Below are 24,979 nucleotides of genomic sequence, written 5' to 3'. Positions count from 1 at the left end.
GGAGTTTTATCATGCAATTCATTAATATGAATGAGCTTGTAAAACTGAATATTCAAGATTTGCCAAAAACGGTTCGTGGTTTAAAGAAAAAAGCAGAACGCGAAAACTGGCAATCTCGCCCACGAAAAGGTCGCGGTGGTGGTGTGGAATATTTGATTTCTGCCTTGCCAGTTCCCATTCGGGAAGCGGTTTACAGCAAATTAGTTCAACAGAAATTAGCTAACCAAACCGAAGAAATTGCCGAATTTGAGCTTTCAGGCAGCCTGCAAATCAGCGAAACCCCAAAAACCACGCGTAAATCCCGTGCCAACCCCAAAGGTTTGCCAACTGTCCACCGCGCTGAAGACAATCAGCTTGCTTTGGATTTGGATAATCCGAATGAAGCAGTAAAACGGCTGACACTGAAAGACAGGCAATGCGCTGATGCGCGATTGGCGATTGTTTTAGATGTGTTGAGCATTGGCGAAACGCTAAAGTATTCTAAAAAACAATCGGTTGCCTATTTTTTAGAGCAGATGCGCATGGGGGTGCTGCCTGAACGAATTAGCCAGCTTGTCCCCATCGCCAATGCACGAATAAATGGTAAACGCGATGTTTCGGCACGAACTATTTTGAATTGGCTGGCAGCTTTTAAAGCTGCTGACAGTAACGTAAATGCACGATTGCTGGCACTTGCTCCGAAAACCACTAATTTGGGGCGGTCGTTTTTAGATGAAACATGGTTGCCACGTTTTCTGAAAATCCACCAAATCCCTGCCAAACCGAAACTGAAACACAGTTATGAAAAATTTGCACGGCAATGGCACAGCGATGGGCTGCCTGAAAATGAGTTGCCCAGCATTCATGTGGTGCGGCGCGTGTGGGGCAAAATGCCACAGATGGTGCGTGAAAAGGGTCGGCGCGTGGGGCAACAATATTTATCGCTGCTGCCTTATGTGAAGCGAAATTGGCACGTTCTTGAACCGAATCAAGTTTGGATTATTGACGGGCATAGTTTGAAAGCGCGGATTCGGCATTTTGAACATGGTCAGCCGTATGTGCCTGAAATCACGATGATTGTAGATGGTTGTACGCGGCGGATTGTAGGTTTCAGTATCACGGTGTCGGAAAGCTGTAAAGCGGTGGCGGACGCGATTCGGATGGCATTGCGCTTGGTGGGTTTGCCTGTGTTGATTTATTCGGATAATGGCAAGGGCGAGACGGGGCGCGATATTACAGGCGAATTGACGGGGATTTGTCCACGTTTGGATATTGAACACCACACGGGCATGGGAGGGCGACCGCAAGGGCGTGGTTTAATTGAAGGCTTGTGGGACGTTACCACCATCAAACTTGCCAAAGAATACGCTACTTATCATGGTAGTGATATGGATAAATCGGTGGGTAATTTGATGTATCGCAAAACAAACAGTTGGGCGAAAGCGGAACAAGACGGCAAAACTTTGACTGACGAGCAGAAACGTTACAAAGAAAAAATGCCAACTTTTCATGAATTTATGGCTGATTTTACGGCAATGATTGATGAATACAACCGCACCCCACACAGCGAACACCCCAAAAATCCCGACACGGGCAAGCATTACAGCCCGATGGAATACTGGGCATTTCGCATGGCGCAGATAGAGCCTGAAAAACGCCCCGAAATCTTAAGCGAAGACGAGCTGCAATTGTTGGAGCGCAGCATGGAAGAGCGGACAGTATCACGTGGTTGGTTGCGCTTTGATAATAAAGCCTATTTCAGTACCGAGCTTGCCCCATACAACGGCGAAAAAGTGTTAATTGCTTACGATTGGGATAGACCGCAAGACGTGGGCGTGTATTTGAAAGATGGGCGTTTTGTGTGCATGGCGAAGCTGAACGGCAATACGCGAGACGCATTCCCTGATGTGGAAAGCAAAGCGGAAACGCAACGCCGCAAACGTGCTGAAAAACAAATTAAGCTCAAACAAAACCAAATCAAGCGCATTGAAATGGACATTAAGGGCGGCAATCTCATTGAAAACACGCCTGATTTTGAAAAATTATCCGCGCCAATGGTTGCCGCCAATGAGCTGACGATTCCGCAAACTGTGGAAGTGCTGGACGTGGAAGTGCTGGAAGCTACCCCACGAATCAATAAGTATCGCTTTTAACTTTTCAGGCTGCCTGAAAATGTTTTAAACCCAATTTAAACACACTTTAAAGGATTTTTAAAATGACTTTACAAGACCGTTTACGTCAATTTATGCAAAACAATCAAGTGTCGCAAGGGCAAGTGTCCAAAGGCGCAGATGTGAGCCATACCGCGATTTCGCAATGGTTGCAAAACAAGTATGTGGGCAATGTGGATAATCTTGAACACAAAATCGTTGCCTATTTGGAGCGTGAATTGGGCAAGCAAACCATTGATGCGCTGGAACGTGTATTAGCCAACACCGCTACCACCAAACGCATTTTGAATTTGCTCTCATCTGTGCATTTGGCTTGCGAAGATGGCTTGTTATATGGCAATGCAGGCATGGGCAAAACCACCGCGCTGCGCTATTACGCTGCCCAGCACCCCGATGTGGTTTTGATTGAAGCCATGCCCACATACACCCCTGCGGTGGTGTTGAAAACGATTGCGAAAAAGATTGGCGTGAGCGTTTCAGGCAGCCTGAACGATATGAATGAAGCGATTTTAGCGAAATTAAACGATTCGGGGCGCATGATTATTGTTGATGAAGCGGAGAATTTGTCCACTAAATCATTAGAAATTCTGCGTAGGCTACACGACATTGCTGGTGTGGGCTTGGTGTTGGCAGGTATGCCACGTTTGTTGAGCAATCTGATGGGGCGACACGGCGAATTGGCACAACTGCATAGCCGCATTGGGCAAACGCTGGACTTGCCTGACCGCGTAGCAGATGAAGAATTGGCAGAAATTGGGCGTGTTACTTTGCCACAAGTGAGCGATACTTTATTGAAAAATATGGTTAAACGCGCAAATGGCAGCCCACGCCGCCTGTGGAAAATCATGTATCACTGCGACCGTTGGAGTAAACAGCATAGCGAGCCAATTAACGCGGATATGGTGCAAGCCATTGATGATATGTTGTTGAAAAATTAGAGGGTGGACATGGGACGGAAATTTCCACGCATGAAATGCTGTGAATATTGTGGCGAAACCCGATTTTTACGGCACTTTAGACGAACTGGTCGGGGTAAAGCCCTGAAAAACTGGTTTAATGTATGTAAATTTTGTGAAATTAAACAAAGGATTAAATCATGAATTTTTTAGATTGGTATTTAAATTTGACCTTTTGGCAGGCTGTGCTGGTTTGGCTGAAATTGCTGCTGCCTGTGTTGTTTATGCTGACGGTTTGCGGACTGGTAGGATTTTCGGTGAAACTGTTTTCAGGCAGCCTGAAATTGCCGAAACTCGCCGCTAATATTCAGCCCAAACGTGGCAAGCAGCCTGTTGAAAAACAGGCAGCACAATAATTTTTTTGCCTGTTAATTTTATTAAATATTTGATTTTATAGGATTTTAAGAAATGAGTGAGACATTTATCTATGAACAGCCACCATTTGTTGTGGCGATTTTAGATGAAATTGCCCGACAAAATCCACAAGGGCAATGTTCACAATATCAGTTGAACGTGATTGTTCAGGCTGCCAATATGATTATTGATGCTTTGAATCATGCAGATGTGGAACAGAGCCATTTTTGTTAGAAGAGTAAGTTTGTTTGGTATTCAAAAAGCAGTGCAATTTGCAGAAAGGTTGAATGAAAAATGATTAAACCCATGATTACCCAAATCTTTCAGTCGGTGGGCGCAACACTCAACCCTGAATCACCGCCATTGATTAGTTGCCAAAAACATTTAGACATGAATGTGGTTCGCAACAAAATGGCACATTTTCAAGTGTTTGTGGTGCGTGTGCATGATGTGGAATTGCGTGGCAAACGTTATTGGCTGGTGGTTGATGGACATCACAATTTGGCGGCTGCTTTGTTGTCGGGCAAGCCAATCAAGTGGAAAGAGCCGCCGCGCAAATACCAAAACATCATGAAAAAATACACGGCATCTGAATTGGAACATTTTTTAATTCAAAATGTTACCGATAGTCCGCATTTTTATGTTGCCACAGGTCGAACGGTTATGGAGTTGCTATGAGCGAAACCGAACTGAAATTCGCCAAACGTGCCATTGCCCAAATTGCCCAAATGGGTGGCGAGCATACGCGATTATTACTTGAATATATTAAATTATTTTCTTGTAAAGAAGCACCGCTCACGCTGGAACAAACATACGGGATTTTGATGGAAGTGGACGAGTTCTGGAAAATTTACCCTGCGGACGCGTGGCAAATCGCAGTTCAACACTTGCTTGAACAGCGAGAAAGCCTGAATCCACCGCTTGAAAACCATGCTTTGTTGATTGATATGATGGAACTTATTGTGAATTTTGAAAATAGCGATGATAACTGGACTTCCATTGTCAATGCGATTGACCCAAATTCAGAAGATTTGCCCATCAATACCGCGCCGCCACCACCACCGATTGCGCCACCAAAGTCCCCCGACCCACCGCCGCGCACAGAGCAGCAAAAAGCCCAAGCAGCCAAACATATTAAAAATATGAGGGCGACCTTAAATAAATCACCTAACTATTTGAAAGCTAAACCATGAGTAAAAAAATCAAAACCCAATCAGTCTCTTCCGCGCAATCGCGTGAAGAAGTCGTACAGAAAATTGGCGAAATTGGTGTATTAGAGCGTGAAATTTTGCGCTTGAAAGCGTCCATGAACGACCAAATTAGTGAAATCAAGGCAGCCTGCGATAAGAAAGTGTCTGAATTACAAACACAAATTAATATTTTATCGTCCAGTTGCCAAACATGGTGCGAAGCGAACCGCGCCCAATTAACCGATAACAATCGCGTGAAATATGCTGATTTTTCAACAGGTGTTGTGAAATGGCGTTTCAATTCGCCCAGCGTGAGCATTTCGCAGAAACATAGTGCGGAAGTGATTGACCGCCTGTTGTCAGATTCGCGTTACAAGCGTTTTGTACGCGAAAAATTGGAAATCAACCGCGAGTTGATTTTGCAATACCCAGAGATGTTTAACAATGGACAAATTGACGGTATCCGCATTTCATCGGGTAAAGAGTCGTTTGTGATTGAGCCAATTTTTGAAAAAGTGGGAGCGCAAGCATGAATAAGATGGAAACCGATACCACAACCTTAATGGCGGTTTTGATGGTCTTTGCTGCGGCATTGGAAGATTGCACAAAAGTTGTTATCTCGGGAAAAATCAATGAATTATCCAAAGATGAGCAAGATTCATGGTTGTTTAATTACAACAACTTGTTGGTTGCCAAGCCGTTTTACGAGGGGATTTATCAAGCGGTTTCGGCACACGCTGCATTGAAAGCGCAATTTAGTCGTGAATTTGCCTACTTTGCCCAACAATTGAAGTTTGTGGACATGATGTTGAGCAACCCCAAGATGCAGATGATTTTGTCGGCTGAACATGATGTTTCGCCCAAAAGTACTGTGCATTGATTTTCAGGCAGCCTTACAGTACACGACAATTTTTCCAATCACAAAAATGTAGGGTGCGCCATGCGCACCAAATTACTGAATAATTTAAATATTGTGGTGGGTTTTGGTGCGCACGGCACACCCTACAGTTATTTTTGTCGTGTACTGAAAGGCAGCCTGAAAAATAAACCGCAACGGCGGAGCGGTTTTTAAAAATCCGCCATTATTTTTAAGGAAAAACACGATGGACTACATTAAAGAAACCTACGATTTACCCTTTTTAATCAAAGGGATTCGCATTATTTTAGGTAATGGGCAAACAGGTGAGGTGATTGGTGCGCACAACGCTTATCTTAAAGTCAAATTTGATGATAAGACAAAGGGTTGCGTACACCCAACTAGCGATATTGCTTACTTTTTAGGCGATGTCATTATCAAAGATTTCCGCAATCAGGCAGCCTAAAAAGTAAAAGGAAAAATAATCATGGCTGAAAATACCAAACGTGTCGCCCATTTAACCATGCTGTTAGATGCACCGACATCAAAATATGAATCACATTCTGTGATTTCGCCACAGCAATGGCGGTTAATTCACGGTATTACAGATATTAACCACCCTAGCCATATTCACAAGGTAAAGCAGACCGCTTACACGCTGTTGTATACAGCAAAATTGGAAAGCGACCAAACAGAAATGGCTGTTTACATTGATGAAGAAAATCAAGTTTGGGTGCGTCCCATGCGCGAATTTCAAGAAAAATTTGAATTGCGTGAAGTGGAAACCTTATTCGCACCTGTCCCGTCCGTGATTGATGAAATCTTGAGTGGTGAAGTTGATTAACTGGGTTCAGACAGCCTGAAAACAAATCAACCGTACACGGCGGAGCGGTTTTTAAAAATCCGCCGATTTTTTTAAATCTTTTAATTGGAGTTTAAACCATGAATAAATCCACTTTAATTCAACATATTGCCAGCATTGCAGGTTTGACTAAAACCCAAGCCGATGATGCACTTGATGCTTTTTGCACGATTGTGCAATCAGAATTGGCACATGGTGGCACGGTAGAAATCAAAGGCTTTGGCAGTTTCAGCACGACCCAACGTGCTGAACGTGTAGGACGCAATCCGAAAACGGGCGAACCTGTGGTTATTCTCGCCAGTCGCGCACCCAAATTCAAAGCAGGTAAATCGCTGAAAGACGGTGTTGCTTAATTTTTATCACAAGTCAATCCCCTTGAAAGTATATTATTCAATGCTTTCAAGGGGATTTTCTATTGTATAATTTCGGCTTTATTGGGAGAGCGTGTATGTTTTGGATATTATTGTGTTTGTCTATTGTGGGTGGTTTGGGGTTTTGGGCTGGCATGTATTTGCAAAAAGACAAAAACAAAGGCTTGCTTGATGAGGAACGCGCCGAATTAGCAGAAAAAGACCGCGAACTGCTTCGGGAACGCCATCAACTACATCAAAAAATCAAAGCCCACGAGCAGGAAGTCAAAAATGCTTATGACAAATTGGCTGCCACTAAAAACAAACACATTCAAGATATCAATCAGCGTGTTCAGGCTGCCAAACAAACCGTTTTAGAAGAACGCCAAAAAGTTGCCCTTGCCACACGCGAGCTGAACGCCGTCCGTGAAGCCGAAGCCGTTATCCAGCGCAAAATCAACGGCTATGGCGATGAATATTTGATTCCCAGTATTCAATTGATGGACGAGTTAGCCGATGAATATCAGATTCACAAAGCAGGCGAAAAACTCAAAGCCTGTCGTGCTACCATGCGCCAAATGATAAAACAAGGCACAGCCACCGACCAGCAAAATGGTACGTCCAAGATTTTGCTGGATTTTTTCAATGTCCATGCCGAAGAATTGATTGGCAAAGTCAAACATGAAAACTATGGCAAATTAAAACAAGAACTTGCCGATGTTTACGCATTGACTGAATACCACGCCAAACAAGCCTATTTTGCCGCCAATATTACCCAAGAATATTACAAAATCCGCCAAGACGAATTGAAATGGGCAAGCGTATTGCAAACCCTACGAACCGAAGAACGCGAACAGCAACGCGCCCTGCGTGAGCAAGCCAAAGAAGAAGAACGCGCTCGCAAAGAATACGAAAAAGCCATCAAAGACGCAGCCAAAGAAGAAGCCATGTTGCAGGCTGCAATGGAAAAAGCGCGTGCGGCAATGGCAAAAGCCAGCGAAGAACAGAAAGCACAATATGAAGCACAATTGGCTGAATTGAATATCAAATTAAAAGAAGCCGAAGAGAAAAACCAACGCGCCCTGTCTATGGCACAACAAACGCGAGCGGGTCATGTGTATCTGATTTCCAACATCGGTTCGTTTGGCGACAATATGATGAAAATCGGTATGACACGCCGCCTTGAACCGTTAGACCGTGTGCGTGAGTTGGGCGATGCATCCGTGCCGTTTTTATTTGATGTTCACGCGCTGATTTATTCGGAAGACGCGCCAGCATTGGAAAAATTATTGCATCGTGAGTTTAACCATGCGCGTGTGAATAAAGTGAACCACAGAAAAGAGTTTTTCCGCGTTACCCCATTGCAATTAAAAGAAAAATTGGCAGAATTGGGCATTCAAGCGCAATTCACGCTTGCCGCCGAAGCTGCTGAATACCGCGAAACCCTACGCATTGAAAGCATGGACAAGGGCGAGCAAGATAAATTATTGGATACTTTATTGGCGCATGAAATTGATGAGGAATAATCATGTTACAAAATCAAGATTTTTATCCACTAGCCGTTCAACAAATTGTGGTAGAATTTGGTTTGCCGAGTTTATTTTTGGTTGGCGAGCCGTATCAAGTTTTGACAACATTTAGCGATTATCGTAAAGCCGTGAAAGCGTTACAGGCAGCCTTAAATCATCAGGATTTTGAATGGGCGATGTTGAACGAAAATAGCCAAAAATGTCTGAAAAATGAAGTGTATCCCGAAGCCTATCCTTTTCTTGAAGAATGTGTTGATGATGAAGGCGATGATTTAAATGAGGTTGATTTGAAAGATAAATGTGCTTTGATTATTCAGGCAATAGACAGTCGTGCATCATCATTGCGTTTTGTAATTGGTTTTGATGAACTAAATCAATTTTCTAGTAGAAAAAGGAAACTGCGTTTATCCCATTCTGATGAAGATAAAGATTTAGCAAAAATTTTGATTGGTCAGTATCCGAAACCTAATCAACAACAATTGCCACCGTATTTTATTGGCGATAACAGTTTTATTTTATTTGACTAATGAAAAAGCTGTTGCAACTTTTACAAGCAGCCTGAAAGATAATTTTCAGGCTGCTTTTTTATGCAAAAAAATGTTGCACAAGTTTTCAATTTGTGTATATTTTGATTTTTATATTTTGGGTATTTTATTATGGAAAATCAAGCTAATACACGCCAAAAAATGATTGCCAAAATCCACATCGCCAAATCTCAACTGGATTTGGACGATGATGTGTACCGTGATTTGCTGGAACACACAACAGGTTTGCGCTCATGCAGCAAAATGACCAAAGTTCAGTTGGAAAATGTCATTACTGAATTGAAAATAAAGGGATTTAGAGATGATTTTGTAGGTGGTATTGGTCGTATGCCGATGCACTTGGTAGAATATCGCCCGATGATGAATAAAATTGCCGTTTTACTGAAACAAACTGAAAAAACATGGGATTATGCCATTGGCATAGCACAAAAAATGTTTCAAAAAGACAAAATGATTTTATTAAGCGGAGATGAATTACACAATTTGCTCAAAGCATTACAAATTCATGCGAACCGCCACGAAAAAAAGAAAGGGAATAAAAATGCAAATTAATCAACAAGATTTAACCGAATTACGCGCATTATTGCCTGAAACTTTTGCGGGCGTGGTGGCGTTAATTGGTTTGGAAAAAGCGTTTGTACTGGTAGAAAAGTGCGGCGGCACGACATTTCCCATTGGTAAAGCCCTGTGGTTTTGCATGGGCGAGACTTTGGGCGATGAATGTGTGGATAAATTGAAGACCGCGTTGCGCGGCAAAAGTGAGTTTTATGTACCGCGTTGCGATAAAGTGTTGCGTGAATTACGCAATCGGCAAATTCGCCGTGAATATGATGAGCTGATTACACAAAATCCACCGATGAGTGTGCGGCTGGCAGCAAATAATTTGGCGCGGCATTATCAACTCAGTAGCCGTCAAATCGCAAATATTGTGAATGAAGCAGGGTTCAGGCAGCCTGAAAATGGGTGTTTATTTGTGTGATAAATATGTTTTAAATGGGGTTTAAACGCTCGGAAGTTTAGCGACTTTCGGGCGTTTTTTGTTTTCAGACCGCCTGAAATGTTGAAATGTATCAGATGGTTATTGAAAAATCATGTGGCACAATTTCTGTATTATCAACTGACTAGGTTTGAAAACATGAGTGAGATTATTCCAATTCCCGATAATGCAGTAAGCATTGAAGAACACGCGCAAAATAGCGTAGCACAAACCCTTGCCAATGCTGCATTTTTTAATATTGTGCGCCCAAAATTATTTTCAGGCAGCCTGAATCAAAGCCAAGTGGACGGCATTAACGCGCTGGTGTTGGCTGGCGTGGAACATGGTTTGACTTTGCAACAACACGCCTATGTGCTAGCAACCGCATTACACGAAACCGCTTACACCATGCAGCCGATTCGTGAATACGGTCGCGGTCAAAACTACGCCTACGGTCGCTGGCAAACCAATTCTCACGGTGTGAAATACTGTTACAAAAATGGCTCGCGTGATGTGGTCTATACCGAGAATGAATGTCCGCATTTATTCTATGGGCGCGGTTTCGTGCAATTAACTTGGTACGACAATTATCGCCGTGCTGGGGACAAGCTGGGCGTGGATTTGTTGAACAATCCCGATTTGGCTTTGCAAACCAATATTTCCGCCAAAATCATTGTACTGGGCATGAAAGAAGGCTGGTTCACAGGCAAAAAATTGTCCGACTACATCAACGACCACCGTGATGATTATGTGAACGCTCGCCGCATTGTGAATGGCATGGACAAAGCCGAGCAAATCGCACGTTATGCGCGTGTATTTGAAATGGCTTTGAATTTGATTTAAAGGGAAATTGTAATGAAATTGACTTTTACAGGTAAATGGCAAATTTTTTCGGCTAAATTTTTGTTTGATTTATTTTTGCCAAATTATGAATACCAACCGAATTTTGCTTGGGGACAGCGTGTTATTCATTGCGTTCCTGTTCCACGTGTAGGCAAATCGGGCGTGGCAGCCGCCAAACGTGCTGCTCGCAAACGCCGCAACCGCAAAAAATAAGGAAATCATCATGCAAAAAATCACAACTGAACATTTGGAAAACTTGATTGAACGCGCTGAATACCACCGCGTTCCTAATACCACGACCACATTATGCAGCCTGATTTTGAAAACAGGCTTTGTGGTAAACGGTCAAAGTGCGTGCATTGATGCCGCCATGTTTGATGAAGAATTGGGCAAAAAATACGCCCACAAAGACGCATTCCGCAAATTATGGGAATTGGAAGCCTATCGCTTGAAATCGGAAGATGTGCCATTTGTGTGGCATTTATCGCCTGATGATTTGGATTATATGCACGGCACGTTGGAAAAAGAAGGCTTTGATTATGCGTTCTTTGGTTACAGCGATTTCAAAGACATTGAAAACGACCATTTCCACATTTTGCGTGAACGCTATTTGAACGCTCGCAAAAAATTGGCGGGCTATTTGGGGTGGGATTCGTGAAGCTATGGAAAATTTTAAACAAAGTGGGGGAGATTTACCACCACCTACCACCCAATATCGCTCAAACCACACGGTTTTACCGCCACCGCGTACCGAAACGCCACCAAAAACCCTTTCAGGCAGCCTGAAACATTGGCTGGGCGGTTTGGTAAACAATCCGACTACAGGCGCGTTGTCGCACGACAAGGTTTGGGCAAATGTGGCGGCTGGCGTGATGACTTACCAATTTGCCACAGCCACGCCAGCCGAATGGACGTGGTGGGCATACGGGGGCATGGTGGGCGGATACGGTTTGGCAAGACGGGCGATTGCAGCCGCACAACAAATTTCGGAAAGTAAAGATAAATCATGATGTTACTTTGGAATAAATATCGTCTCCCAATCAAAATATTTTTGAATTTATTTTGTTTTTTGGTTTGTGTAGGGTTTTTATATGTTGCAGGCTACCGTTCAGGCAGCCTGAAAACGCAAGCCCATTATCAACAAATCTTGTTGCAACAAGCGCAAGAACATCAAGCAAAACAAGCCCTTTGGCTTAAACAAGCCGAACAAATCAGCCAACAACAGCTTGCCTTTCAAAAGCAAACTGAAATCCAAGCCAATGAATTGAAAAAGGAAATTCAAAATGTTATTGAAAAAGACCTCGCCAATGGTGTTGGCGATTGCACTTTTGGCGAGTACAGCTTGCAGCACTACAAAAAATCACTCGGTTACGAGTAAACCTGTGCCACAAGCCCTGCTCGTGATGCCACAACGCCCTGAACCGCCCAACGATGGCTCGCAAGAAGCGATTTTGACCCATGCTGTTGAGTTTGGGCGTTATGTGAAAAATTTGGAAAATCAACTGCGTGGCTGGATTGGCTGGGCAACGGAGCGTGAATGATGAATTACCGTGAACAAGTCCAGCGCGTACTTGCCATGCACCACGCCAACAGCGAATTGGGTTTAGCCAAATCGCGTGAACAAGAAGATTTTGTGTTGTATGTGGGGCGCGTTTTGACACGCAATCACATTGCGTTTACATGGCGTTTGAATGCCGATTTTGACGCGGAATTTCGCGTGAATTTGGGCGATTTAGCGCATTTGCGCCAAATCTTTGACGCTCGCCAATTTCAAGCCGATGACACGCATTCTTGGGTATTGTCGTCCAATTTGCTTGATGGCGTGGAAGTGCGCTTTATTTTGGAGACAAACTGATGAATCCACAACAATTTTTAACGATTGAATGGGCATTTGGCTTGGTGGTCAGTATTGCGATTACGGCTTTGTGGCGTTATGTCAATTCGCAAGCAGAAATGGATAAAGAATTGGCGCGTGATATTAAGCACTTAACCGCCAAATTGCACGAAGTGGAAAAAGGCTACCAAAGCAAAGACGATGCCCGACACGAAAACGAAGAAATCAAAAGATTGCTGAAAGAAATCAAAGATGATGTGAAAGAAGTCAGCAATAAAATCAATCAAAAGGCAGACAAATCATGTCCGTAAACCAAGACCCCATTTTACAAGCCTTGAAAGAAATTCAAGCAAAACAAGATGTAACCATCGCCAAACAAGACGATTTGGAAAAGCACATCAAGCAAATCCACAATGATTGCAAAAAAACCGCCCGAACCAATGGCGCGGTGGCAGGTGCGGTGTCAGGTGGTTTGGTGGCAACAGGCATTGCTTTGATTAAAGCAAAATTTGGTTTGTAAGGGGGCAAAATGGCGCATCCACAAGAAAAACGCGATTTGGTGCGGCGTAAATATATTTTTGAAAACCAATCGCTTGAAGTGGCAGCGATGTTTTGCCAAGTACCGTTTGCCACAGCCCGAAGCTGGAAATATCAGGCGCGTGAGCAAGGTGATGATTGGGATAAAGCACGTTCAGCAAACTTATTTGCAAGCGGTGGTATTGAAACGATGGGTCAAACGCTGTTGGCTGGTTTTTTGGTGCAATATCAATCGGCTTTTGACGACTTGGAAAAAGCCGAAGACGTGAACCCATTGGAAAAAGCCAAAGTGTTAGCCAGTTTGACTGATTCTTATCTTAAAGTTGTCAATGCTAATAAAAAATTGTTGCCTGAAACACAGGCTGCTGCGGTGGCTTTGCAAGTTGTGGAAGAATTATTGAACCACATTAGCGAAAATTATCCCAATCAATTACAAGACTTTGCCTTGATTTTACAAACTTTTGAGACCGTGATTGAAAGGAAATTCGGTGGCTAAATTCAGCGAAAAAATCAGTCTAACCGAACTGAAAAAACGCATGGCGCAGGTGCGTGAAGAGGCACTTCAACGCATTGAATTGCACGAGATTGAGCTGTCCAACGACCCTGCCGAAATCGCCAAACGCCGTGCCATTGTCTTGAAAGGCGATGAAACGGCGTTTCGTTTTTTCTGCAAAACCTATTTGCCACACCATTTTCCCGATGACACGGAATCGGTGTTTCATTCTTGGGCGTACAAAACGCTGCCTGAAATTACCGCAGAGCCTGAATCGGTTTCACAATCGGCTGGCGCACCGCGTGGCGAAGCGAAAACCTCGTTTGCTCAAGCGAACTGCTTGTTTAACGAAGTCCGCAATGTGAAACACAATACCGTGATTGTGTCGGATACGGAAGAGCAAGCCGATGAAATCATTGAAACGATTAAAACCGAATTGACCGATAACCCGATGTTGCGCTTGGATTTTCCCGAAATATGCGGACAAGGTGCGCGTTGGCGCATTGGCGAAATTTTGACCCGACAAGGCAATAAATTCAAAGCCTATGGTTCGGGTCAGAAAATTCGGGGTGCGAAAAAGAAAAATAAACGCCCTGATGCGGTTTATTTGGACGATTTAGAAAATGAAGACCACGCGGAAAATCCGCGTTTGCGCGACAAATTGGAAAAATGGATTGCGCGTGTGATTCAGCCACTTGGCGAAGCTGGAAGTAAGATTGACATCATTTACGTTGGTACGATTTTGTGCAAAGACAGCGTGTTAGCGCGGATTATGAACAATCCGTTTTGGCGCAGCGTGCTGTTTAGCGCGATTGTGAAATACCCCGAGCGTATGGACTTATGGGAAGAGTGGGAAAACATCTACCGCAACACGCCCAAGCACAACCAGCAAAACGAGAAAGCAGCACAAGCATTTTATCTGAAAAATGAATCAGAAATGTTGCGCGGCAGCAAAGTGAGTTGGGTCAAACGCCCATTACTGACTTTGATGAAAATTCGTGCGCGTGATGGCTTGGCGACATTCCAATGCGAATACCAAAACGAACCGAGCGACCCTGAAAGCGAAATTTTTTCAGGCTGCATTGACCAGAGCTACTACCGCACTTTACCGCATGATGTGGTGTTTTATGGCGCGGTAGACCCATCATTAGGCAAAAAAGGTAAGGGCAAAGACCCAAGCGCAATCTTGGTCGGGGGCTATCAAAAAAGCACGGGGATTTTGTATGTGGTTGAGGCGAAAATTAAAAAGCGCGTACCCAGTTTGATTATTCAAGATGTGATTAAGTTGCAAAAGGAATACAACTGCCAGCTTTGGGCGGTGGAAACCGTGCAATTTCAAGAGTTTTTCAAAGATGAATTGGTTAAAGAATCTGCGAAACAAAGCGCACACATCCCAGCCAAAGGCGTGAAACCGAATACGGAAAAAGAATTGCGAATTGAAAGTCTGCAACCGCATTTTGAAAACGGTTTCATTAAATTGCTGCCTGAACAGAGCGAATTGATTGCCCAGTTGCGCCATTTTCCCAATCACGACCACGATGACGGCGCGGACGCGCTGGAAATGCTGTGGAAATTGGCGACCAGCAACAGCGCAAGCAGCAGCATTGAGCCAATCCCCATGTATGACGATTGTCCCTATTGATTTTAAGCGGTTTCAGGCAGCCTGAAACCCTTTTTAAAACGGTTTTAAAACGAGTTTAAAAATGGCTAAAAAAGACAAAAAAATCAAATCCGCCCCAGCCGTTTCGCCCATAGAACAGCTTGTGCAAGACACAGCCTACGCGCTCAATGCGTTTTCAAGCGGAGGTACGGATGAATTATTGAATTTACTGGGATTGAGCCGTCAGCAAGTGTATTCAGCCGTGATGTCAGACGATGAGGTGGATTCTTGCCGTGAAGACATTGTTTCCGCTTTGCTTTCAAGCAACTGGCGGTTATTTGGCGACCAAACCGATGACACGCAAATGGACAAACTCTATCAATCCGTGCGGCGCAATTTGCCCTCCATTGCCGAGCAGGTGGTGGTGGCAAAATTGTGCGGTTATGCGGTGGCGCGTTTGATTTATTCGCAAGATGAAGACGGTTTTGTTTCGCTAAAACAAGTGATTAGCCGTCATGACGAATTGGACAAATACACCCCCAAATTCGGCAAACTGATTTACAACGGTCAAAATGGCGAAGAAGAAACCGACACGACCTACACGCATTTGTTTTTAAGTAACAAAGCGACCAGCAAAAACCCTGCTGGCGAAATGGCGATTGTGCGGATTTATCCAGCCGTGATGTTGCGTAAAGAAGGTTGGCGTTACGCTTACCAATTCGCGCAACGCTACGCCCAACCGCTTTTGGTAGCCAAAACCGACAGCGACAAAGCCGAAGCCGCGCAAAAAGCCCATGCCGTCAAACGGGGTGGCGCGGCGGCTGTGGGGTTGGAAGAAGACATTAAATTGCTGCAAAACACGGCAGACGGTGCGTTTTTCCGTCAATTGGAGCAGATGGCGAATGCGCGTATTCAGAAATCCATTTTGGGGCGTGTGAAAACCAGCGAATTGATGAATGGCAGCCGTTCCGCGCAACAAGTTGAATCAGAAAGCGAGAAAAACCGCATTGGCGCGTATTTGCTGTTGTTGGCGGAAGCAGTCAATCACATTTTGACGGCTTTGTTGGATTTAAACCGCCATTTTCATCAAGAAATCAAAGTGAAAGGCATGATTTGGTTTGAATACGAAACCGAAATCAAGCCCGATACCAACCGCGCCGAGCGTGATGCCAAATATTTGTCAGCAGGTCAAATTGAACTGACGGAACAATACTTTACAGATGTTTTAGGCTTTGAACCCGAGCATTTTAAAATCAAGCAAAATCAAGAGAGTGCAAAAGCTGATACAAGTTTGTCGTTGAAATTATCTGATGATGAAAAAACGACTTTCAGGCAGCCTGAAAGCCAGTTAAAAGCCGACCAACAGATTTTGCAATCAAAAATTCACGCGATTTTAAGCGCGGCTGCCAGCGTGGACAGCCATGAAGAGTTTAATAACTTGTTGAATGATTTGGATTTGAGCGAGGGCGACCAAGTTTTGATTGATAAACTGGTCTGGCAAAATTCACAAGAATGGGTCAAGGGTGCAACAAAATGACACGCGAACCTGTTATCCATTTTTCCAGTTTGCTTGACCGCGCTGCGCTGGAACATTTGAAATCCAAAACCGTATTGCCGTCATTTTCCCACTATGATGTTTGGCTGTACGAACACGCGGTTGGCTTTACAGTCGCAAAAATGATGAATGCGGATTTGTTGCAAACCACTAAATCAGCCCTTGAACACGCCATGCAAAGTGGCGAAAGCTACGACAAATTCGTCAAAAAGCTGAAACCGTATCTCATGGCGCAGGGCTGGTGGGGCGAAAGCGTGATGACCGACCCCATTGATGGCGTGGCAAAAACCGTGCAACTTGGCTCAACACGCCGTTTGCGCGTGATTTTTCAAACCAATCTTGCAACCGCCTACGCCGCAGGGCAATGGGCGCGTGTGCAAGAAGACAAGGCAGATTTTCCGTATTTGAAATACATCGCCAGCACCGCCGAGCAGAAACGCCAATCGCACATGACTTACTACGGCAAAATTTGGCGCGTGGACGACCCAATTTGGCAGAGCATTTTTCCGCCCAACGGCTACGGTTGCCAATGCACCGTGCGCCAGTTGAACGAAAAACAAGCCCTGCGCGAGCGTGGCGAAGACATAGACAGGCAGCCTGAAAAATTTACCGAGCGGCAAAAAGCCAATCACGCCAAAGGCATTATTGATGATGGCACGAATGACATTCAATGGGTGGATTTTACCAATCCGCGTACTGGGCAGACCGTGAAAATTCCCTTTGATGTGATGCCGACTTTTGCACACAATCACGCAGCGCGTTTGGTTGATGTGCAAATGCTCGCAGAGCAGCGACATGGCAAGGGTTTTATTCGTGAATTGGCGGATAATTTAATGGCTTATTTAAAAAAGAAAAAACAGCACCTTGAATTAACAGAAGGTGGCGTATTTGCCAGTAGTGCCAATTTGATTAACGAGGGCAGATTGCTTTACGAAACCCATATTACTGTGATGAATGAAGCCATTAAACAAGGCAAACCACATGAAGGCATTATGGAAATCATGCGGCGAGAAGGTATTGAGCTGGGAGGCGAAGTGTACACATACAGCAGTAATGCCGAAGCCGCGCAAGAATTAACAGATAATTTGCAAGTTTTTCCAACAGTATGGTTGCAAAAATCCAACGAAATGGGTCGGGTTTTGGTTGCAGATTCAATGGGGCGAGCGTGGCATTATTTTCCTGATTTATCCAATAAGCGTTTCATTAACATGATGAAAAATAAGCCACAAGATTTTGCCAATGGTGCAGAAGCCTTTCAATGGGCATTTATGGGGCGTAAAATGGCGTTTCAACAAGGCGATAGCATGATGTTGAACAATTTAAATCACAATGCCACTCGCATGATTTCAACGCAAATCCACGAATTTACCCACCGTTTACAAAAGGTACTGCCTGAACTAAACGATTATTTTGTGCGCTTGTGGCACGAAAAAACCGCCAACGATAAAGTTCAAACATTAAGAAAAATGACGGGTAATCAACGCTATCGTGCCAATGAAATCGGTAAACGCGATGACTTCCCCAATCCCTATTATGGTAAAATGTATGGCGATGAAGACGACCCTTTGCCTTTGGAAATGATGACCATGATTTTTGAAGCTTTATTGGGTGGCGACATCAAGCGTTATCAGGAATTGGCAAGAAAACCTGATTTTTTGTATTTTGGACTGGCTTTGCTGGTAAGGTATCAACCATGATTTCTATTCAATTTATGTTGCGTAAACAGGGTAAAGACATCGGTCAAATCACTTGGGAGCGCGAAACCGTTCATAAACGTGGCTTTGATTTGCCTGTGTCAGGCAGATTAAGTGGCGATGATGTGGCGGTTCACACCTTGCAAAGTGCAATAGACCAAGCTGTGTCCGCGCAAATTGTTGATGTTTCGCCGCAGCCTGCTGGTGGCAATCCGATTGAAGCCCCTTTGGTGTACGATAGTGAAATGGTGTCGGTGTTTGATTATGCAGGTTTTGATGTGCCACCTGAATTTGATGACATTATCCAACGCATGACTGGCTCGGCTCATGGTGTGGCTGGTGTGTGTTACTAAATTTCAGGCAGCCTGAAAACCCGAAAAATCCCACCCAATTTTGTTATCGGGTGGGATTTTTGTTTCTGCATTTGTCCTAGCCATTTTTAAATCAATTTTAAAGGGGTGTTAAAGGGGCTAGGATTGCGACAAAATTATTTTCCATACCCGAAATCAAAAAACCGCCAAATGCGCTAAAAACGCAAATTTGGCGGTTTTCTGATTTGGCTGGTTTACAAGAGTTTAAAAACAAGGTAAGCGCAAACAATAAATGCAATAATTGACAATGCAGTCAAAATCTTTGCGCCCATCAGATAAAATTTTTCTGTATTCATCATTTTTCCTTTATGCCCAACCGCTTAATAAGCAGTTGGGCGGTTGGTTTATTTAAAGATGTTGCTGATTAAGTTGAAAATTGCAAAACCTGCATTCAGAAATGTGAGTAGCGCAAACCAAAACACCCATTTTGCTTTTGACCTTGCGACATCGTTTGCGATTTTTTTCTTTTCCAAATCAACTTGATGATTGTCATAAGAAATTTTCATTTCTAAACGATGCTTTTCCCACGCCATCGCATTTTCCTGTTTTGCCTTTTGAATTTCAAGGCTTTCTTTTGTATCCATATTTTTTCCTTGTTCAGAAAATCCAAGAACCCGCTTGGTCGGTTATCAACTTTTGTTGATGTGTGTATATTATATAATATACTTGACCTTGTCAAGTATTTTGCAGAAAAAAATTGCACAAATAATTGACCGTATCTTCTCTGCTAGAAACCTTGTTTTCACTCAATAATTTCTCGTGAATAGAATCAAACAAAGCCCGTGTTTCGGGTTTGACGTTGGACACCAAGCCCACCCGATTCTTTTTCAACCAGTCTTGCGAATTTTTCGCAATAGCTTGTTTTCGTTTATCTGATAATTTATTGTATTCAGTCATTTAAATTTGCCCCCAATTCTAAAAAATCACGCTCGCCAGCTTTGCTTTGATAGCGGTAAGCGTTAATTTGTTTATTGTCTTTACTCATCAAAAGCAAATGTTTAGCGTCAAAGTCTTGCTGGTGTAATTCCCAAAACGCAGCAGACGCGGTGGCGAAGCTATTGGTCTGCGTTTTGGTTTCGGCAAGCACTTCACTACCGCCTTTTCGTTGCTTTAAAACATAAACCCGATACATAAAATCTCCCGAAAAATGAGTTGATTTTATCGTATATTAAATAATATACAATCATAAAGCAAGGAATTATTTTAATAAATTAAATCCCTTATTTCATCAATATGTTGTGTAATACATACCAATGCCATTAAATTTTGTGGACAAACTGCAATTCAATTACGCCTAAAAACCATTTTGTTGATGACAACAAAATGGTTTTTCTATTTGTAAAATTTCAATTTGTTGAAATGTATCAGTTAGTTAATGGGTTTTTCGTATGAAACAATGCGCTATCTTTTTCCCAAAACTGTTTTTTAAACATGACTGTATTGCACATCAAACTTGCCCAAGATGCTGGCTTGAAATTTGGCGACCAAGCGTCTGATAACGGCTTTGTCCGCCAATTCACGGGCATTGCCCATTCGGGTCAGGTGTTCACAAAGTGGGGCGACCGCTACATTGTGGATTTGTCCAATATCCAATATCGCGCCAAAACAGGCGTTTTGCTGGAACACGACCCCAATCAAAAAGTAGGCGTGGGCGCGTTGAGCGTGTCGCCGCAGGGTTTGCAAATTGACGGCACTTTGCTGTCCACAGAACAGGGCAAGCACGTTGCAGCGACTGCGGACGAAGGCTATCCGTGGGAGTTGTCTGCCTACATTCAGTCCGCCCGACAAGAGCAACTGCGTGAGGGCGAAATGGTGGTCAATGGCGTAACCGTTGCCGCACCGATTGTGATTTTGCGTGATTGTGCTGTGCGTGAAGTGAGCTTTGTTGCGGTGGGCGCAGACGCGCACACAAATGCAGTTGTGTTGTCCGATGGGACGGACTTTAAACCCGATTTCTCTCTGTCTAATGAAAATCATAAGGAAACCACCATGACCCAAGAAGAACAAGCCGAATTGGATGCACTCAAAGCCAAAGTTGCTGAACTGGAAGCCGAAAAAGCCCAGTTGGAAAAAGCCCAAGCCGATGCCGAAAAGAAAACTAAAGTGGATAAAAAATTGTCCGATGCAGGTTTGACGGGTGCAAATCAAGTCAGCGAGCAGGTTTATGCTGTGTTGTTGTCGCTTGATGACGCACAAGCGGACGCGATGATTGGCGCAATGAAATTATCAGGGCAGACACAAACCAAACCGCCATTGCCTGCCGCATTGACTGGCGACACACCGTCGCCAGTAAGTGAAGTAAAACTTTCAGGCAGCCTTGCGGATTTGGCTCGTGAACGCGCCCAAGCCACACAAAACAAATTTTAAGGAACTGCCATGAGTGAAGAAACCCAAGTCGCCCCAGCCAAAACCACCACAGAAACTTTGCCCTTAACCGCCAGCGTGTTTTTGAAATACGAAGCCACGCCAGCGACCCGTGTGCAAGTCCCCGCCGAAAAAGGCACAAAAATCGGCGCACTTGTGCCGTATGCGTTGGCGAATGGCACCTATTTTGTCGCTTTGAGTGATGAGAAAGACGGTTTGGTGATGATTCAGCCGCTTAATTGTGTGATGGATATGCGCCAAATCAGCGATGATGAAATTAACAAAGCAGGTGGTTATGTTGCTTTGATGAAAGCATGGTTGCCCTACGGTGTGGCGGTTGATGGAGCGGATTCTCGTTTGCCATCGCCGATTCAAGTGAAAAACACAGTAGAAACATTAGGGGCTTTGGATAGTTCAGATATGCGCTAATTTTTTTAGGCAGCCTGAAAATCTATTTTTATTCAATTTAATCAAAAGGAAATACGCAAATGGCATTAAGTAGCGAAAGCAAATTTTCCATGCAAGCCATGACTGAAGCCGTCAATGAATTGCCATCTCCCAAAACACAAATTCGTGAATTGGGTTTGTTTACGCCAAAGCGTTTGACTACGACTTATGTACGTGTGGAACACCAAAACGGTGTTTTAACGCTTGTTAAAAGTAAGCCACGCGGTACTTCGGGTACGGCATCGCAACCACGTGGTCGCCAAAAACGCAGCTTTGAAGTACCGCATTTGCCACGCGAAGACTTTATTCGCCCCGATGAAGTGCAAAATGTGCATGAATTTGGTAATCCGAATAAAGCGCAAGCTGTTGATGCGGTTGTGCTGGAACGTTTGGAAGATATGAAAGCCGATATTGTTTATACACGCGAACACATGATGTTGGGCGCATTGTTGGGCGATATTAAAGACGGCGATTCTGGCGAAGTTTTCTACAATATTTATGACGAATTTAAACTGAAACGTCAGATATTTAACTGGAAATTGACCACAGCGTCCACCCAAGTTGGGGCATTGATGGACGATGCCAAACGCAAACTTCGCAAGCACGCACATGGCGAAGTGGTAAGCGGTTTTATTGCTTTGTGTTCGCCTGAATTTTTTGACAAATTGAAATACCACAATAATGTCAAAGAGTTTGTCAAAGAAAAAGACAACGCGAAAGAATACCGCGAAGACAGTGGTGGCGAGTTTATTTACAACGGCGTGCGTTTCATTGAATACGATGGCGATTTTGGTGGTGGTAAATCGTCCCATATTGAAGCAGGCAGCGCAATTTTGTTACCAAGCGGCACACGCAATACATTCCGCGAGTATTTTGCGCCAGCAGACACCAATTCTGCCACCAATACCCTTGCAGAAATGATTTACGCGCAACGCGAAAAATTGCCGTTAGACAAAGGTTGGCATTTGGAAGTGCAATCTAATCCATTGCCTTTGGTGCTGCGTCCGAACTTGGTGGCAACGCTGAAAATGGAGTAAGCGCATGATTTCAGGCAGCCTGATTACCCAAGCCGATTTGGAAAAACGCTTTGGCAAGCATGAATTGGCGAAATTGACCACCCGACCGCATGACAAAGACATTACCCCAGCAGATGTTTTGCAAAAAGCCATTGAAGACGCGGAAAGTGAAGCCAACGGCTATCTGCGAGCGGCAGGTTTTGTTGAGCCATTTGCGGTCGTGCCAGCCACGCTGAAAGTGAAAGTGTGCGACATCGCCCGTTGGTATCTCTACGAAAACGGCGTGAACACCATCGTGGAAACGCGCTACAAAAACGCGATTGGCTGGCTGAAAGACGTGATGAAAAATCCGTCTATGCTGGGTTTTGACGCGGAAGGCGTGGAAGAGGCGAAGGTAAGCGGTGGTATTGCCGTTATCCCAAATGAACCAGAGGAGTGGCGTGATGTTAAAGGTCTATTCTGACGAATTGGGCGAAGTCGGCAAACTGCTTAACCGCGTTTCAGGCAGCCTGAATAATCCGCAACCACTTATGCGAAATTTGGCAACGATTTTGGAAAATTCAACGCGCCAACGCTTTGAAACCAAAATCGCGCCAAGTGGCGAAAAATGGGCGGATTGGGCGGATAACACCAAAGCGCATTATGCCCAAAAAGTATATCGCAGCAAAAACAAAAAGCGTTATTTGTCGCACCTGAAACCACGTTCCAAAGAACGCTTGATGCGCGACAGTTCGCGTTTGCTACGCAGTATCACGCGCCACGCCACCGCGCAAATGGCGCAAGTCGGCACAAATGTGGAGTATGCACCCTATCATCAAACGGGTACGCGCAAAATGGTGGCTCGTCCGATGTTTGGCATTTCCAGCCAAGACCGCGTGGACATTCTTGATGAATTACAACGCTTTGTGCAACAACAATGGGGACAAGCATGAAACCCAATTTATTGATGATTTTGCCCATTTTGAAAAACAGGCTGGCTGAAATGCCCGAAATTGCCCACGTTCAAGGTGTTCAAGAATTGGCGCAATTGACGGGCGAGCGTGAAATTCAGCCGTTGGACGGCACGGTTTATGTGGTGTTTGACGGTTCACAACCGCTTACAAGTTCAAATAGCCGATTGAAACAAAAGAAAAAGCGTTTGAGTTTCAGCGTGATTTTGGCAAAACAATTTTACGGCGCGGAAGATGTGCCGCATGAAGACGAAGCGGTGGGCGAATTGCTGTATGCGATTTGCGCGAAATTGCAGGGCTGGCAGCCTGTAAACGACAAAAAGCTGCCCATAACCACACAACCGTTTGACGAAGTGCAAGCATTAGAGCCGATTTATTTTGACAATTTCGCGCTGTATCCACTTCGTTTTGAAACGGAAATTTTATCAAATTATTCAGGAGATTAGCATTTATGGCTATTCAACAAGACAATGACAATGGTTTGCTGCTGGTTGGCACGGCGTATGCACGCAACCGCCGTGTTTCAGGCAGTCAGCGCGAAAATGTAGGCAATATGGTGCAACTGCAAATTTCCGCTAAATCTGAAACCAAAACACGCACTTCACGTCAAAAAGAAACCGCTGGCAATGCGCTGGACAGTATCACAATTAAACAAGCCAGCGAAGTCAAAGTTGCATCGGATACGTTCAATAAATTGACTTTGGGCATGGCTTTGTTGGGTAAATCGGTTGAACTGAAAAAAGAATCGGAAACGATTACCGATGAAGTGGTGGAAGTGAATCAAAAAGGCGTGTGGTTGAGTTTGGTACATCGCAATATTGATGCCAGCACGGTCAGTGTGAAAAACGATACATCTCAACCTGTTGAAAAAGAAGACTTTGAAATCAATGAAACTTTGGGCTGGATTCGCATTAAAGAAAGCTGCGAAAACGTAAACGCCAGTTCAGCGATTGAGGTGTCTTACAAAACCAAAGCGGGCGGTGGTATTCGTATTGAAGCCAGCACCGAAAGCGATTATGACTTGGAAATTTGGTTAGACGGTTTCAACCAAGCGAGCCAAAAAAACTTTATCTTGCACATTCCGAGCATGGTTATTGCACCAACGAGCGAGATTGACTGGTTGGGTGATGATTTTGCCAAAGCGGAATTTGGTGGGACTTTGGTTTTGGCAGATGGCTACAAAGTGCCTTACATTTATGAAGAGTTTAACGCTTAATTTTGGGCGTTCAGGCTGCCTGAAGGCGTGAATAAAACGTTTTCAGGCAGTTTTAAATGGGATTTAACAGACAATCGCATTTAAGCATATTTAAACGTGATGTAAACCGCCCAAAGCAAAAAGCCTAATGCAATCAAGCCCAAATATTGTAGCCCTTTGAGCCAAAATGGTGTGGGCTGTTCTTCATCTTGATTGACAAAAGACAAACGAGAACGTGGCGTTGTCCACGCCCAGTAAATCAAGCACGCAAAAAACAATAAGCCAATGATACTCATCATAATTTGTTTCTCC

General features: G+C 44.1%; 41 protein-coding genes. 37 read left to right on the top strand and 4 right to left on the bottom strand.

The genetic code is table 11. The annotated features are described in order from the left end of the window. Nucleotides 1–11 precede the first annotated feature (11 nt). The 30 genes from Q338_RS02045 (at nt 12) to Q338_RS01910 (ending at nt 18,677) form a co-directional block, all read left to right on the top strand. On the top strand, nt 12–2,132 hold the full coding sequence (locus Q338_RS02045; protein WP_051968414.1) for a Mu transposase C-terminal domain-containing protein: 2,121 nt from the start codon (nt 12–14) through the stop codon (nt 2,130–2,132). 62 nt (nt 2,133–2,194) lie between these two features. Beyond that, nucleotides 2,195–3,088 carry an AAA family ATPase gene (locus Q338_RS02040; RefSeq protein WP_051968413.1) on the top strand — a complete coding sequence of 298 codons (894 nt, stop codon included), beginning with the start codon at nt 2,195–2,197 and terminating at the stop codon, nt 3,086–3,088. 158 nt (nt 3,089–3,246) lie between these two features. Continuing rightward, nucleotides 3,247–3,462, top strand: a complete 216-nt coding sequence (locus tag Q338_RS02035) for a hypothetical protein (protein WP_034291477.1) — start codon at nt 3,247–3,249, stop codon at nt 3,460–3,462. A 52-nt stretch (nt 3,463–3,514) separates the two neighbouring features. After that, the gene (locus tag Q338_RS02030; RefSeq protein WP_034291476.1) at nt 3,515–3,694 is read left to right on the top strand and encodes a hypothetical protein; all 180 of its coding nucleotides are present in this window, start codon (nt 3,515–3,517) and stop codon (nt 3,692–3,694) included. Between the two features lie 72 nt (nt 3,695–3,766). Continuing rightward, entirely contained in the window at nt 3,767–4,138 is a 372-nt protein-coding gene (locus Q338_RS02025) for a hypothetical protein (RefSeq protein ID WP_051968421.1), read from the top strand. Then, nucleotides 4,135–4,653, top strand: a complete 519-nt coding sequence (locus Q338_RS02020) for a hypothetical protein (RefSeq protein ID WP_034291475.1) — start codon at nt 4,135–4,137, stop codon at nt 4,651–4,653. The genes Q338_RS02025 and Q338_RS02020 overlap by 4 nt, the downstream gene beginning before the upstream one ends. Continuing rightward, nucleotides 4,650–5,183, top strand: a complete 534-nt coding sequence (locus Q338_RS02015; protein ID WP_034291473.1) for a host-nuclease inhibitor Gam family protein — start codon at nt 4,650–4,652, stop codon at nt 5,181–5,183. The genes Q338_RS02020 and Q338_RS02015 overlap by 4 nt, the downstream gene beginning before the upstream one ends. After that, nucleotides 5,180–5,530, top strand: coding sequence for a hypothetical protein (locus Q338_RS02010; RefSeq protein ID WP_034291472.1), 351 nt, complete (start codon nt 5,180–5,182; stop codon nt 5,528–5,530). The genes Q338_RS02015 and Q338_RS02010 overlap by 4 nt, the downstream gene beginning before the upstream one ends. A gap of 60 nt (nt 5,531–5,590) precedes the next feature. Beyond that, nucleotides 5,591–5,722 carry a hypothetical protein gene (locus tag Q338_RS15280; RefSeq protein WP_280517477.1) on the top strand — a complete coding sequence of 44 codons (132 nt, stop codon included), beginning with the start codon at nt 5,591–5,593 and terminating at the stop codon, nt 5,720–5,722. Nucleotides 5,723–5,753: 31 nt separating this feature from the next. Further along, a complete protein-coding gene (locus Q338_RS02005; RefSeq protein ID WP_034291470.1) occupies nt 5,754–5,972 on the top strand; it encodes a hypothetical protein in 219 nt (72 codons plus the stop codon). Nucleotides 5,973–5,993: 21 nt separating this feature from the next. Then, nucleotides 5,994–6,350, top strand: a complete 357-nt coding sequence (locus tag Q338_RS02000) for a hypothetical protein (protein WP_034291468.1) — start codon at nt 5,994–5,996, stop codon at nt 6,348–6,350. 98 nt (nt 6,351–6,448) lie between these two features. Then, the gene (locus tag Q338_RS01995; RefSeq protein ID WP_034291466.1) at nt 6,449–6,721 is read left to right on the top strand and encodes an HU family DNA-binding protein; all 273 of its coding nucleotides are present in this window, start codon (nt 6,449–6,451) and stop codon (nt 6,719–6,721) included. A gap of 95 nt (nt 6,722–6,816) precedes the next feature. Continuing rightward, complete coding sequence (locus Q338_RS01990; RefSeq protein ID WP_084693460.1) at nt 6,817–8,244, top strand: GIY-YIG nuclease family protein; 1,428 nt, start codon at nt 6,817–6,819, stop codon at nt 8,242–8,244. A 2-nt stretch (nt 8,245–8,246) separates the two neighbouring features. Continuing rightward, nucleotides 8,247–8,774: a hypothetical protein gene (locus Q338_RS01985; RefSeq protein ID WP_034291465.1), complete on the top strand. Its 528-nt coding sequence runs from the start codon at nt 8,247–8,249 to the stop codon at nt 8,772–8,774. 129 nt (nt 8,775–8,903) lie between these two features. Then, nucleotides 8,904–9,344, top strand: coding sequence for a gp16 family protein (locus tag Q338_RS01980; protein ID WP_034291463.1), 441 nt, complete (start codon nt 8,904–8,906; stop codon nt 9,342–9,344). Beyond that, nucleotides 9,334–9,771 (top strand): Mor transcription activator family protein, encoded by a 438-nt coding sequence (locus Q338_RS01975; protein WP_051968412.1) that lies wholly within the window; start codon nt 9,334–9,336, stop codon nt 9,769–9,771. The genes Q338_RS01980 and Q338_RS01975 overlap by 11 nt, the downstream gene beginning before the upstream one ends. Before the next feature lie 156 nt (nt 9,772–9,927). Then, nucleotides 9,928–10,611 (top strand): glycoside hydrolase family 19 protein, encoded by a 684-nt coding sequence (locus Q338_RS01970; protein ID WP_084693471.1) that lies wholly within the window; start codon nt 9,928–9,930, stop codon nt 10,609–10,611. A 12-nt stretch (nt 10,612–10,623) separates the two neighbouring features. Further along, complete coding sequence (locus tag Q338_RS01965) at nt 10,624–10,824, top strand: hypothetical protein (RefSeq protein ID WP_034291461.1); 201 nt, start codon at nt 10,624–10,626, stop codon at nt 10,822–10,824. 10 nt (nt 10,825–10,834) lie between these two features. Beyond that, entirely contained in the window at nt 10,835–11,269 is a 435-nt protein-coding gene (locus tag Q338_RS13990; RefSeq protein WP_084693456.1) for a Gp49 family protein, read from the top strand. A 124-nt stretch (nt 11,270–11,393) separates the two neighbouring features. Then, nucleotides 11,394–11,621 (top strand): hypothetical protein, encoded by a 228-nt coding sequence (locus Q338_RS01955; RefSeq protein WP_034291527.1) that lies wholly within the window; start codon nt 11,394–11,396, stop codon nt 11,619–11,621. After that, a complete protein-coding gene (locus Q338_RS14305) occupies nt 11,618–11,989 on the top strand; it encodes a hypothetical protein (RefSeq protein WP_147293716.1) in 372 nt (123 codons plus the stop codon). Before Q338_RS01955 ends, Q338_RS14305 begins: the two co-directional genes overlap by 4 nt. Further along, the gene (locus tag Q338_RS13985) at nt 11,895–12,152 is read left to right on the top strand and encodes a hypothetical protein (RefSeq protein ID WP_084693454.1); all 258 of its coding nucleotides are present in this window, start codon (nt 11,895–11,897) and stop codon (nt 12,150–12,152) included. Before Q338_RS14305 ends, Q338_RS13985 begins: the two co-directional genes overlap by 95 nt. Further along, a complete protein-coding gene (locus Q338_RS01945; RefSeq protein ID WP_034291459.1) occupies nt 12,149–12,466 on the top strand; it encodes a hypothetical protein in 318 nt (105 codons plus the stop codon). Before Q338_RS13985 ends, Q338_RS01945 begins: the two co-directional genes overlap by 4 nt. Then, the gene (locus Q338_RS01940; RefSeq protein ID WP_034291456.1) at nt 12,466–12,756 is read left to right on the top strand and encodes a hypothetical protein; all 291 of its coding nucleotides are present in this window, start codon (nt 12,466–12,468) and stop codon (nt 12,754–12,756) included. The genes Q338_RS01945 and Q338_RS01940 overlap by 1 nt, the downstream gene beginning before the upstream one ends. Continuing rightward, on the top strand, nt 12,747–12,965 hold the full coding sequence (locus tag Q338_RS01935) for a hypothetical protein (RefSeq protein WP_034291454.1): 219 nt from the start codon (nt 12,747–12,749) through the stop codon (nt 12,963–12,965). Before Q338_RS01940 ends, Q338_RS01935 begins: the two co-directional genes overlap by 10 nt. A 9-nt stretch (nt 12,966–12,974) precedes the next feature. Beyond that, on the top strand, nt 12,975–13,478 hold the full coding sequence (locus Q338_RS01930; RefSeq protein ID WP_034291452.1) for a DUF1804 family protein: 504 nt from the start codon (nt 12,975–12,977) through the stop codon (nt 13,476–13,478). Continuing rightward, nucleotides 13,471–15,117: a phage terminase large subunit gene (gene terL, locus Q338_RS01925; protein WP_244772970.1), complete on the top strand. Its 1,647-nt coding sequence runs from the start codon at nt 13,471–13,473 to the stop codon at nt 15,115–15,117. The genes Q338_RS01930 and terL overlap by 8 nt, the downstream gene beginning before the upstream one ends. Before the next feature lie 61 nt (nt 15,118–15,178). Next, complete coding sequence (locus tag Q338_RS01920) at nt 15,179–16,612, top strand: phage portal protein family protein (RefSeq protein ID WP_051968411.1); 1,434 nt, start codon at nt 15,179–15,181, stop codon at nt 16,610–16,612. Continuing rightward, nucleotides 16,609–18,327: a phage head morphogenesis protein gene (locus Q338_RS13640; RefSeq protein WP_051968410.1), complete on the top strand. Its 1,719-nt coding sequence runs from the start codon at nt 16,609–16,611 to the stop codon at nt 18,325–18,327. The genes Q338_RS01920 and Q338_RS13640 overlap by 4 nt, the downstream gene beginning before the upstream one ends. Continuing rightward, nucleotides 18,324–18,677, top strand: a complete 354-nt coding sequence (locus Q338_RS01910) for a hypothetical protein (protein ID WP_034291449.1) — start codon at nt 18,324–18,326, stop codon at nt 18,675–18,677. The genes Q338_RS13640 and Q338_RS01910 overlap by 4 nt, the downstream gene beginning before the upstream one ends. A 362-nt stretch (nt 18,678–19,039) precedes the next feature. Here Q338_RS01910 and Q338_RS01905 read toward each other — a convergent pair whose 3' ends face one another. The 3 genes from Q338_RS01905 to Q338_RS01895 form a co-directional block, all read right to left on the bottom strand. Continuing rightward, nucleotides 19,040–19,279 (bottom strand): hypothetical protein, encoded by a 240-nt coding sequence (locus Q338_RS01905; RefSeq protein WP_034291447.1) that lies wholly within the window; start codon nt 19,277–19,279, stop codon nt 19,040–19,042. Nucleotides 19,280–19,370: 91 nt separating this feature from the next. Beyond that, nucleotides 19,371–19,592: a hypothetical protein gene (locus Q338_RS01900; RefSeq protein ID WP_034291445.1), complete on the bottom strand. Its 222-nt coding sequence runs from the start codon at nt 19,590–19,592 to the stop codon at nt 19,371–19,373. Next, entirely contained in the window at nt 19,585–19,827 is a 243-nt protein-coding gene (locus Q338_RS01895; RefSeq protein WP_034291443.1) for a hypothetical protein, read from the bottom strand. Before Q338_RS01895 ends, Q338_RS01900 begins: the two co-directional genes overlap by 8 nt. A gap of 299 nt (nt 19,828–20,126) precedes the next feature. Here Q338_RS01895 and Q338_RS01890 point away from each other — a divergent pair, with 299 nt between their 5' ends. Genes Q338_RS01890 through Q338_RS01860 form a run of 7 tightly spaced genes read left to right on the top strand, consistent with a single transcriptional unit; the run spans nt 20,127 to nt 24,688 of the window. Then, entirely contained in the window at nt 20,127–21,062 is a 936-nt protein-coding gene (locus Q338_RS01890; RefSeq protein ID WP_051968409.1) for an ABC transporter C-terminal domain-containing protein, read from the top strand. A 9-nt stretch (nt 21,063–21,071) separates the two neighbouring features. Next, nucleotides 21,072–21,488, top strand: a complete 417-nt coding sequence (locus tag Q338_RS01885) for a hypothetical protein (protein ID WP_051968408.1) — start codon at nt 21,072–21,074, stop codon at nt 21,486–21,488. Between the two features lie 59 nt (nt 21,489–21,547). Then, complete coding sequence (locus Q338_RS01880) at nt 21,548–22,543, top strand: major capsid protein (RefSeq protein WP_034291441.1); 996 nt, start codon at nt 21,548–21,550, stop codon at nt 22,541–22,543. 4 nt (nt 22,544–22,547) lie between these two features. Further along, on the top strand, nt 22,548–22,985 hold the full coding sequence (locus tag Q338_RS01875) for a gp436 family protein (protein ID WP_034291440.1): 438 nt from the start codon (nt 22,548–22,550) through the stop codon (nt 22,983–22,985). After that, the gene (locus Q338_RS01870; RefSeq protein ID WP_034291437.1) at nt 22,966–23,454 is read left to right on the top strand and encodes a phage virion morphogenesis protein; all 489 of its coding nucleotides are present in this window, start codon (nt 22,966–22,968) and stop codon (nt 23,452–23,454) included. Before Q338_RS01875 ends, Q338_RS01870 begins: the two co-directional genes overlap by 20 nt. Next, nucleotides 23,451–23,918: a phage tail terminator protein gene (locus Q338_RS01865; RefSeq protein WP_051968407.1), complete on the top strand. Its 468-nt coding sequence runs from the start codon at nt 23,451–23,453 to the stop codon at nt 23,916–23,918. Before Q338_RS01870 ends, Q338_RS01865 begins: the two co-directional genes overlap by 4 nt. Before the next feature lie 5 nt (nt 23,919–23,923). Further along, entirely contained in the window at nt 23,924–24,688 is a 765-nt protein-coding gene (locus Q338_RS01860; RefSeq protein WP_051968406.1) for a phage tail tube protein, read from the top strand. Between the two features lie 80 nt (nt 24,689–24,768). On the opposite strand, the gene Q338_RS01855 is transcribed toward Q338_RS01860, so the two are convergent. Further along, nucleotides 24,769–24,966 (bottom strand): hypothetical protein, encoded by a 198-nt coding sequence (locus Q338_RS01855; protein ID WP_034291433.1) that lies wholly within the window; start codon nt 24,964–24,966, stop codon nt 24,769–24,771. Nucleotides 24,967–24,979: the final 13 nt, after the last annotated feature.

The sequence above is a fragment of the Alysiella crassa DSM 2578 genome, assembly GCF_000745955.1.
GTDB lineage: Bacteria > Pseudomonadota > Gammaproteobacteria > Burkholderiales > Neisseriaceae > Simonsiella > Simonsiella crassa.
Note: the sequence above shows the minus strand (reverse complement) of the source record. Positions and strands in the feature narration are given on the sequence as shown.

What these genes read in the sequence shown, in the direction of transcription:
- Q338_RS02020 (WP_034291475.1), top strand. Translation starts at nt 4,135, where the DNA reads ATGAGCGAAACCGAACTGAAATTCGCCAAACGTGCCATTGCCCAAATT.
- Q338_RS01865 (WP_051968407.1), top strand. Translation starts at nt 23,451, where the DNA reads ATGAAACCCAATTTATTGATGATTTTGCCCATTTTGAAAAACAGGCTG.
- Q338_RS13985 (WP_084693454.1), top strand. Translation starts at nt 11,895, where the DNA reads ATGTTATTGAAAAAGACCTCGCCAATGGTGTTGGCGATTGCACTTTTG.
- Q338_RS02040 (WP_051968413.1), top strand. Translation starts at nt 2,195, where the DNA reads ATGACTTTACAAGACCGTTTACGTCAATTTATGCAAAACAATCAAGTG.
- Q338_RS14305 (WP_147293716.1), top strand. Translation starts at nt 11,618, where the DNA reads ATGATGTTACTTTGGAATAAATATCGTCTCCCAATCAAAATATTTTTG.
- Q338_RS01940 (WP_034291456.1), top strand. Translation starts at nt 12,466, where the DNA reads ATGAATCCACAACAATTTTTAACGATTGAATGGGCATTTGGCTTGGTG.
- Q338_RS01945 (WP_034291459.1), top strand. Translation starts at nt 12,149, where the DNA reads ATGATGAATTACCGTGAACAAGTCCAGCGCGTACTTGCCATGCACCAC.
- Q338_RS01930 (WP_034291452.1), top strand. Translation starts at nt 12,975, where the DNA reads ATGGCGCATCCACAAGAAAAACGCGATTTGGTGCGGCGTAAATATATT.
- Q338_RS01975 (WP_051968412.1), top strand. Translation starts at nt 9,334, where the DNA reads ATGCAAATTAATCAACAAGATTTAACCGAATTACGCGCATTATTGCCT.
- Q338_RS01995 (WP_034291466.1), top strand. Translation starts at nt 6,449, where the DNA reads ATGAATAAATCCACTTTAATTCAACATATTGCCAGCATTGCAGGTTTG.
- Q338_RS01880 (WP_034291441.1), top strand. Translation starts at nt 21,548, where the DNA reads ATGGCATTAAGTAGCGAAAGCAAATTTTCCATGCAAGCCATGACTGAA.
- Q338_RS13640 (WP_051968410.1), top strand. Translation starts at nt 16,609, where the DNA reads ATGACACGCGAACCTGTTATCCATTTTTCCAGTTTGCTTGACCGCGCT.
- Q338_RS13990 (WP_084693456.1), top strand. Translation starts at nt 10,835, where the DNA reads ATGCAAAAAATCACAACTGAACATTTGGAAAACTTGATTGAACGCGCT.
- Q338_RS02035 (WP_034291477.1), top strand. Translation starts at nt 3,247, where the DNA reads ATGAATTTTTTAGATTGGTATTTAAATTTGACCTTTTGGCAGGCTGTG.
- Q338_RS01990 (WP_084693460.1), top strand. Translation starts at nt 6,817, where the DNA reads ATGTTTTGGATATTATTGTGTTTGTCTATTGTGGGTGGTTTGGGGTTT.
- Q338_RS02030 (WP_034291476.1), top strand. Translation starts at nt 3,515, where the DNA reads ATGAGTGAGACATTTATCTATGAACAGCCACCATTTGTTGTGGCGATT.
- Q338_RS01985 (WP_034291465.1), top strand. Translation starts at nt 8,247, where the DNA reads ATGTTACAAAATCAAGATTTTTATCCACTAGCCGTTCAACAAATTGTG.
- Q338_RS01920 (WP_051968411.1), top strand. Translation starts at nt 15,179, where the DNA reads ATGGCTAAAAAAGACAAAAAAATCAAATCCGCCCCAGCCGTTTCGCCC.
- Q338_RS01900 (WP_034291445.1), bottom strand. Translation starts at nt 19,592, where the DNA reads ATGACTGAATACAATAAATTATCAGATAAACGAAAACAAGCTATTGCG.
- Q338_RS01870 (WP_034291437.1), top strand. Translation starts at nt 22,966, where the DNA reads ATGTTAAAGGTCTATTCTGACGAATTGGGCGAAGTCGGCAAACTGCTT.
- Q338_RS02010 (WP_034291472.1), top strand. Translation starts at nt 5,180, where the DNA reads ATGAATAAGATGGAAACCGATACCACAACCTTAATGGCGGTTTTGATG.
- Q338_RS01885 (WP_051968408.1), top strand. Translation starts at nt 21,072, where the DNA reads ATGAGTGAAGAAACCCAAGTCGCCCCAGCCAAAACCACCACAGAAACT.
- Q338_RS02000 (WP_034291468.1), top strand. Translation starts at nt 5,994, where the DNA reads ATGGCTGAAAATACCAAACGTGTCGCCCATTTAACCATGCTGTTAGAT.
- Q338_RS01905 (WP_034291447.1), bottom strand. Translation starts at nt 19,279, where the DNA reads ATGGATACAAAAGAAAGCCTTGAAATTCAAAAGGCAAAACAGGAAAAT.
- Q338_RS02025 (WP_051968421.1), top strand. Translation starts at nt 3,767, where the DNA reads ATGATTACCCAAATCTTTCAGTCGGTGGGCGCAACACTCAACCCTGAA.
- Q338_RS01875 (WP_034291440.1), top strand. Translation starts at nt 22,548, where the DNA reads ATGATTTCAGGCAGCCTGATTACCCAAGCCGATTTGGAAAAACGCTTT.
- Q338_RS01970 (WP_084693471.1), top strand. Translation starts at nt 9,928, where the DNA reads ATGAGTGAGATTATTCCAATTCCCGATAATGCAGTAAGCATTGAAGAA.
- Q338_RS02005 (WP_034291470.1), top strand. Translation starts at nt 5,754, where the DNA reads ATGGACTACATTAAAGAAACCTACGATTTACCCTTTTTAATCAAAGGG.
- Q338_RS01890 (WP_051968409.1), top strand. Translation starts at nt 20,127, where the DNA reads ATGACTGTATTGCACATCAAACTTGCCCAAGATGCTGGCTTGAAATTT.
- Q338_RS01895 (WP_034291443.1), bottom strand. Translation starts at nt 19,827, where the DNA reads ATGTATCGGGTTTATGTTTTAAAGCAACGAAAAGGCGGTAGTGAAGTG.
- Q338_RS01965 (WP_034291461.1), top strand. Translation starts at nt 10,624, where the DNA reads ATGAAATTGACTTTTACAGGTAAATGGCAAATTTTTTCGGCTAAATTT.
- Q338_RS01980 (WP_034291463.1), top strand. Translation starts at nt 8,904, where the DNA reads ATGGAAAATCAAGCTAATACACGCCAAAAAATGATTGCCAAAATCCAC.
- Q338_RS15280 (WP_280517477.1), top strand. Translation starts at nt 5,591, where the DNA reads ATGCGCACCAAATTACTGAATAATTTAAATATTGTGGTGGGTTTTGGT.
- Q338_RS02045 (WP_051968414.1), top strand. Translation starts at nt 12, where the DNA reads ATGCAATTCATTAATATGAATGAGCTTGTAAAACTGAATATTCAAGAT.
- Q338_RS01855 (WP_034291433.1), bottom strand. Translation starts at nt 24,966, where the DNA reads ATGATGAGTATCATTGGCTTATTGTTTTTTGCGTGCTTGATTTACTGG.
- Q338_RS01860 (WP_051968406.1), top strand. Translation starts at nt 23,924, where the DNA reads ATGGCTATTCAACAAGACAATGACAATGGTTTGCTGCTGGTTGGCACG.
- Q338_RS01910 (WP_034291449.1), top strand. Translation starts at nt 18,324, where the DNA reads ATGATTTCTATTCAATTTATGTTGCGTAAACAGGGTAAAGACATCGGT.
- Q338_RS02015 (WP_034291473.1), top strand. Translation starts at nt 4,650, where the DNA reads ATGAGTAAAAAAATCAAAACCCAATCAGTCTCTTCCGCGCAATCGCGT.
- Q338_RS01935 (WP_034291454.1), top strand. Translation starts at nt 12,747, where the DNA reads ATGTCCGTAAACCAAGACCCCATTTTACAAGCCTTGAAAGAAATTCAA.